The 6,079-nt window shown below is 43.0% G+C and carries 8 protein-coding genes; all 8 read left to right on the top strand.

Annotation, left to right across the window (positions count from 1 at the left end; genetic code table 11):
* Positions 1 to 1,134, top strand: a 1,134-nt coding sequence (locus tag Q0230_RS03490) for a hypothetical protein (RefSeq protein WP_298608207.1), incomplete at its 5' end; no start/stop codon positions are given.
* Between the two features lie 168 nt (positions 1,135 to 1,302).
* Complete coding sequence (gene sctQ / locus Q0230_RS03485; RefSeq protein ID WP_298608205.1) at positions 1,303 to 2,373, top strand: type III secretion system cytoplasmic ring protein SctQ; 1,071 nt, start codon at positions 1,303 to 1,305, stop codon at positions 2,371 to 2,373.
* Positions 2,374 to 2,378: 5 nt separating this feature from the next.
* Positions 2,379 to 3,038: a type III secretion system export apparatus subunit SctR gene (sctR, locus tag Q0230_RS03480; RefSeq protein WP_298608203.1), complete on the top strand. Its 660-nt coding sequence runs from the start codon at positions 2,379 to 2,381 to the stop codon at positions 3,036 to 3,038.
* Between the two features lies 1 nt (position 3,039).
* Complete coding sequence (gene sctS, locus Q0230_RS03475; protein ID WP_298608201.1) at positions 3,040 to 3,309, top strand: type III secretion system export apparatus subunit SctS; 270 nt, start codon at positions 3,040 to 3,042, stop codon at positions 3,307 to 3,309.
* The gene (gene sctT / locus Q0230_RS03470; protein WP_298608199.1) at positions 3,306 to 4,094 is read left to right on the top strand and encodes a type III secretion system export apparatus subunit SctT; all 789 of its coding nucleotides are present in this window, start codon (positions 3,306 to 3,308) and stop codon (positions 4,092 to 4,094) included. Before sctS ends, sctT begins: the two co-directional genes overlap by 4 nt.
* Complete coding sequence (locus Q0230_RS03465) at positions 4,081 to 5,127, top strand: EscU/YscU/HrcU family type III secretion system export apparatus switch protein (protein ID WP_298608197.1); 1,047 nt, start codon at positions 4,081 to 4,083, stop codon at positions 5,125 to 5,127. The genes sctT and Q0230_RS03465 overlap by 14 nt, the downstream gene beginning before the upstream one ends.
* 45 nt (positions 5,128 to 5,172) lie before the next feature.
* Positions 5,173 to 5,754 (top strand): NfeD family protein, encoded by a 582-nt coding sequence (locus Q0230_RS03460; protein ID WP_298608195.1) that lies wholly within the window; start codon positions 5,173 to 5,175, stop codon positions 5,752 to 5,754.
* Complete coding sequence (locus tag Q0230_RS03455; protein ID WP_298608193.1) at positions 5,751 to 6,074, top strand: STAS domain-containing protein; 324 nt, start codon at positions 5,751 to 5,753, stop codon at positions 6,072 to 6,074. The genes Q0230_RS03460 and Q0230_RS03455 overlap by 4 nt, the downstream gene beginning before the upstream one ends.
* Positions 6,075 to 6,079: the final 5 nt, after the last annotated feature.

Below are 6,079 nucleotides of genomic sequence, written 5' to 3'. Positions count from 1 at the left end.
CCGATAGCCTTATATCCCCTACCTAAAGGAAGGGGCTTTACGGCTTCTTTGGTAATGTTGGTTATGCAGTTGTTACAACAGCTTATGCAGCAGCTGAATCAAACCAACACTCAGCAGCCCAGCACGCCTACACCTTTGACTCTAAGCCAATCTGAACAAAGCATTCTCAATAGCAGTTTTGCGGATACCAAAAGCAAAGTGCTGGCTTTAGATGGCAAGGATCAAGACGGTAAATTAAGTGTTGGCGATACGCTAATTGTCCAAAACCTAAATGGACAAGAATTAAACCGCAGCACCCTCACCACTGACGATATATATGAACTACGTTTTCGCGAAAATATGCTGAAAAATGGTTTAGCGGTTGAATCAGGTTGGGAATTTACGGATCAACTTATCCGCATTAAAGAGGGCGGCTTAGACCAACCTGAAACCCGTATGTTTACTGGCGCTAATGGTCAAACAGGCACCGAGCAAGTGTTAGAGCGTAATCAGTTTTGGGAAGTGGTCGAGCGTGATAACAATCGCTATTTGCTCATGCGTACTAGCAATGACCAAGGCCAAACTATTCAAGCCTCTGATGCGCTGAATGATATTTTCAGCCATCGCGATAGCTATGCCTTTGACTGCGCTAGCCCTATGTCACTACTTAATTTAAAAAGCAGCTTAGACACAATTGGCGTAGATGATTTTAACCGTCATGCTGGACAGTTAATGCTGGCCTCTTGGTTTGATCAATATGACTCTTCTAAGTTCGATGGTGGCTATCTCGCTAAAGTCAGAACTGCTGAAGCTGGTGAAATCACCATTAATGGGATTCGCAATTTAGCGGGAGAAACCGCACTGTTTGATCCAACTAAAGGCGATAAGCTGATTGCTGGCAATGCCTATTACTTTGACTTACCAGGTGATACCAGCTCAGCCGTACAAGGCTGGAACGCTTTGTACTTAGGTCAAAATGAAGATGGCAGCCATGACTTTTGGAGCAATAGTATTGGCGCGGTTACAGTAGACTTTGCCAATAATAGTTATCTAACAACTGGCTTCCTCAGTGGTTATTACCTAGGTGCAGTGGTTTCTGATCCCAACACGGCACGTTTACAAGCTTGGGACACTGATCAATCGGTCGTGAGTTAATGCAGATAAACGGCGTAATTTGCAGCTCAGAGTGCTTGTCTATAAACTTGGCTTATAAGAAATTTTATAAGCCAGTTGCACAATCTTTCACAAATGTACCAGCAAGCGATGTTCAACGAATAGAGCTTGGTATGGGTCTGGACATTGTAGGCCATAAAGATAATAACAATGACTGATGAACGCCGCCGTATAAAGCTTAAACCACTTGACCCACCCTCATGGACACCTGCAGCGGTGCGCATGAATAATTTGCTGTTGAATAAAACGCAACCCTTTGCATTTTTTCTCAGTGAAACTAAAGCTTTTCGCCTACAGATTTTTCCTACTGAGCCAGATGCTCCCGCGGTTTTACCCATTGGCCTTACCTTAGGTATTGGAGATACGACTGCTGGTCTATGGTTATCTGACTGGCCCTTACTCGATCAAATTCGCACCTTTATTCCGGAAGGAATGCTAGCACGCCTACCAGAAAACTTAGGGATTGCTTTAGCTGAAAATGCCCTCGATCTACTGATTACGCGGATTGAAAATGGACTAGGAAGTAAGATCAAAATTCAATCTTTATCAGCTGATAAAAACAGTAAGGTCTATACCTTACCACTTAGTTTTGAGTTACTCGAAGGTCGACGTGATGCACCACAACAGGAACAGATGACCCTCATTCGTGGCTTATTAATGGTTGAGGAGCGCCTTTACCCATTGATTCAAGAGCGCCTACGCTTTTGGCCCTCTGATAGCGAAGCGCAATGGGAAAGTTTGGAGGCTAATCTCTTTCTCGAAATTGGCACTGCCACGGTTTCCGTACAAGAAGTTAATAACTTTGAAGCTTCCGACATCATTTTATTAGATGAAAGTGGCTTCCGCAGTGAAGGTTTAATTCGTCTACGTCTCAATACCCTGCTTTATTGTGGGGCACAACTTATTGCTGAACCCAACCGGCAGATCACCATTACGACGGACTGGAATATTATGAGCGACAATGATCAAAAACAAAGCGTCCAACAAATCAATCAACTGCCTGTGCAATTGTCGTTCGATTTAGGGCAGAAAACACTGTCATTTAATGAAGTAAAGCAGCTACGCCCTGGCTATGTCATTGACCTCACCCAAAGCTTGCCTGAAGTTGTTCAGATTCGTGCCCAGAATAAACTGATTGGCACCGGCGAGTTAGTCGATATTAGTGGGAGAATTGGGGTGCGTATTCTCAGCCTGTTCGGTAATCGCTCGAAAGCAGGTTAGGCAGCATGGATGGAACATTTCCGAATCCCATATTACTAGTTGGGCTGCTGACACTATTAGCCTTAGCACCCTTTCTAGCAATCTTGGTGAGTTCTTTTATTAAGCTAGTGGTTGTCATGCAATTGACCCGCAGTGCCTTAGGTCTACAACAAGAACCACCGAATATGGCTATCAGCGGTATAGCGATTATTCTGTCGATTTACATTATGGCTCCCGTTGCAATGGAGACTTATGAAATCTTTCAGAAACAAGGGGTGCAGATCACTGATATTCAAAACCCGAATTTCACCACGGCTTTAAGCGAAAGTGCGACACCTTTACAAAACTTTTTGACTAAGCACTCTTCTGAAGCAGAACGTAATTTTTTTGTTAAAACCACTCAACAAATTTGGCCAGCTAAATACTCGCAGGATGTGACTGAACGGCATTTACTGGTCTTGATTCCAGCTTTTCTAGTCAGTGAGTTGACCCTAGCTTTTCAAGTAGGCTTTCTCATTTACCTGCCCTTTATTGTGATTGACTTGATCGTTTCAAATATTTTGCTTTCTTTAGGCATGATCATGGTTTCACCTGTCACCATTTCTTTGCCGTTTAAATTGCTGCTATTTGTGATGATTGATGGTTGGTCACGTTTAATTCATGGCCTATTACTGAGTTATACCTGACATGGATGAGAATAGTTTTTTATTTTTCACTGCTCAAGCCATGAAACTGGTGTTGTACTTATCGATGCCCGCGATTGTGGTCGCTACTTTAGTTGGCTTAATCATTGGTTTATTTCAAGCTTTAACCTCGATTCAAGAACAAACCTTACCACATGGTTTTAAGTTAGTAGCAGTGATGGTAGCCATTGGCGTCACGGTACGCTGGCTAGGGCCTGAACTCTACAATTATACGATTGGCATCTTTGATCAAATCGCCTTGGTGCATCGATGATTGATGTCTGGCACGCTTGGTCATTAGCTCTGATTTTAACTGCCCCTAGAATTTTAGTGGCCTTCATGGTCATTCCCGTTTTTTCTCAGCCGATTTTTCCTGCCATGATTCGTAATGGGGTCATGGTGATCATTTCACTAAGCCTAGTACCACTCACTAAAGAGCAGCTCACGGGGATTACCTTAGACATCCCGATGTTTGCGCTCTTAATCTTTAAAGAGTCAGTCATTGGTTTATTACTAGGTTATGCGATGAGTTTGCCTTTTTGGGCAGCACGTGGAGCGGGTTTAGTGATGGACATGCAGCGTGGTGCGATGACGGGTATGTTTTTTTCGTCTGCACTCGGCAATATGGTTTCACCTTTGGCTAATCTATTAGGGCAACTCGCAATCACTTTGGTGTTTACCAGTGGCGGATTTATGTTGTTGCTGCAAACCTTGATGTTCAGTTATCAAGTTTGGCCTTTGGATAAATTTTTTCCTGATCTCACGCCTGAAGCAGCGAGCTTTTTCGTCAAGCAGTTAGATGCATTGATGTATACCTCGCTCCTCATTGCGGGTCCTTTTATCGGCATTATGCTTATCATTGATATTGGCACAGGTCTGGTTGGGCGCTATTTGCCACAACTTAATATTTTCTTACTTTCAATGCCGATTAAAAGCGCCTTGGTGTTTTTAATTTTAATCGTTTACATCGGCATTATTGGCCGTTACTTACATGATAGTTTCCTAGATTTCGGTGCCAACCTAAACCTACTGCAAAGGTTAGTTGATGGCGGAAAGTAGTAGCGAAAAAACCGAAAAGGCTACCCCCCAGAAAATTCGCGATGCGAAGAAAAAAGGGCAGGTGCCAAATAGTAAAGATATTCCCGGTACACTAATTTTATTAGTTTCTATCATCTATTTGTGGGTGATGGGTGATTGGATTTTAGTCAAGATGACTGAACTCTATATGATCAGCTACCAACTGCCTACCCTTCCCTTTAATCAAGCTCTAAGTGCTGCACTGAAAGTTTCTTTAGAAATTGGCTTATTTACGATTGTTTTACCCTTTGTGGGTTTAGCCACCATCATGGGAATTCTTGGAAATATTGTACAGTTCGGTATTTTATTTTCCTTTGACCCAGTTATTCCACGTTTGAGCAAGGTCAATCCGGGTGAAGGCTTCAAACGCATCTTTTCCATAAAGCAGTTTGTTACTACCCTGCTTTCTTTGGTTAAAACCTTAGCTATCGGCCTAGCACTTTATATTGTCATGCATGTCGGTTTCTTTCAGTACATGAATGAGATCAAGCAATGCGATATTCCCTGCCAAAAGGAAATCACGGTTGAGCTTCTCAAAAAGCTGATGATGATGATTTTGCCTTTAATCATCACGCTTGCTGCACTGGATTATATTTTTCAAAAAGTTCAGTTTGAAAAAGATCAACGCATGACTAAAGAAGAAATCAAGCGTGAGATGAAAGATGCCTATGGCGACCCACATGTACGGGGTGCTCGTCAAGGCATGCGTCGTGAGCTAACGGAGCAGGACATTCATTCAAGGATTAAGACAGCTCGTCTGGTGGTCATAGACATCGGTCTAGCTGTTGCTCTTTACTATGAGCAGGATGTTACGCCTTTGCCAGTTGTCGTTGCGATTGGTAAAGCGGGTATGGCGCGTAAGATGATTGAGATTGCTCAGATTGAGAATGTACCAATTATCAGTGATGCGCGCTTGATAGCTGATTTGATTGAAGAGGGAAAAATTGATCAGTATATCCCCGCATCCACTATCGACCGAGTCGCTAAAGCTATGCGCAATAATAATAAACGATAATTGATAACTCGGTTGCTCCCTATACCTGCATATTAGACAGAGACGATGGATACTCAGGAACAACAAACAGCCAGTGTCAACAGGGATAATGCTACAACCAAGGATGGAAACAAAGCTAGCCAACTCTTAACGAGTACGCTAGATCGGATTCGTTCAGGCGAGCTAAAAGCACGCTTGCACTATTTCCTTTTTCAGCAAACTCAGCAAGCTAAAGAATCAGACAGCCTACTCTCCAAATATAAACGACGTCTATTGGATGATTGGCAATTATGGCTTGGGTTAGGCATGTTCTTAACTGCTTTAATGATGTTTGCCAGCCCACAGAAAACTTGGATTTGGCAATTACCTTTAGTGCTGTTTTCAGTGGTATTAGCACCCATTGTGTTTGAAATTCCTGCTGCCCTAAATAGCTTATTTGGCCATACAGAGCATCAACATTTAGTAGGTAAAATCGTCACTTTGACCCGGCCGATTGTTGATCGGCGGGGGCAAACTATTTTAGAAGGCCGCGAATGGTTAGTTTCTGGCCCAGATTGCCCTACAGGTGCTGAAGTTAAGATTGTTACCTTAGATGCCAAAACCCTTTATGTCATCCCAAAAGCAGGCTTAAGACGAGCAAACGCATGAGTATCGCTGAGAATAGTATTCGTATTGCGCGCCAAACTGACCACACTGTAATTACTTTGCAAGGTGTGTTAGATCAAGAGCTAGCGGGTAATTTAGTACCCCTGGTTTCAAAGGTGTCACCACCTATTACTTTTGATTTACGCCAAGTCAGCTATGTGACTGCAGCTGGCTCACGAGTCATTTTGGGGTACTACCAAACCTTTGGGGTTAAACCAGTTTTACGCAATGCGAATCAGAATATCATCGACTTGCTAGAGCTAAGTGGCACTTTGAATTATGTCAGCCTCGCTGAAGACGAGTCTGCCTCTACAGCAAATTAAGCGAG

This window comes from uncultured Thiothrix sp. (assembly GCF_937876535.1).
Lineage (GTDB): Bacteria > Pseudomonadota > Gammaproteobacteria > Thiotrichales > Thiotrichaceae > Thiolinea.
The sequence above is the reverse complement of the archived record's forward strand: the minus strand, read 5'-3'. Positions and strand labels throughout refer to the sequence as shown.

Excerpts from the sequence above, each read along its gene's own strand:
- sctQ (WP_298608205.1), top strand. The coding sequence starts at position 1,303 with ATGACTGATGAACGCCGCCGTATAAAGCTTAAACCACTTGACCCACCC.
- sctR (WP_298608203.1), top strand. The coding sequence starts at position 2,379 with ATGGATGGAACATTTCCGAATCCCATATTACTAGTTGGGCTGCTGACA.
- sctS (WP_298608201.1), top strand. The coding sequence starts at position 3,040 with ATGGATGAGAATAGTTTTTTATTTTTCACTGCTCAAGCCATGAAACTG.
- sctT (WP_298608199.1), top strand. The coding sequence starts at position 3,306 with ATGATTGATGTCTGGCACGCTTGGTCATTAGCTCTGATTTTAACTGCC.
- Q0230_RS03465 (WP_298608197.1), top strand. The coding sequence starts at position 4,081 with ATGGCGGAAAGTAGTAGCGAAAAAACCGAAAAGGCTACCCCCCAGAAA.
- Q0230_RS03460 (WP_298608195.1), top strand. The coding sequence starts at position 5,173 with ATGGATACTCAGGAACAACAAACAGCCAGTGTCAACAGGGATAATGCT.
- Q0230_RS03455 (WP_298608193.1), top strand. The coding sequence starts at position 5,751 with ATGAGTATCGCTGAGAATAGTATTCGTATTGCGCGCCAAACTGACCAC.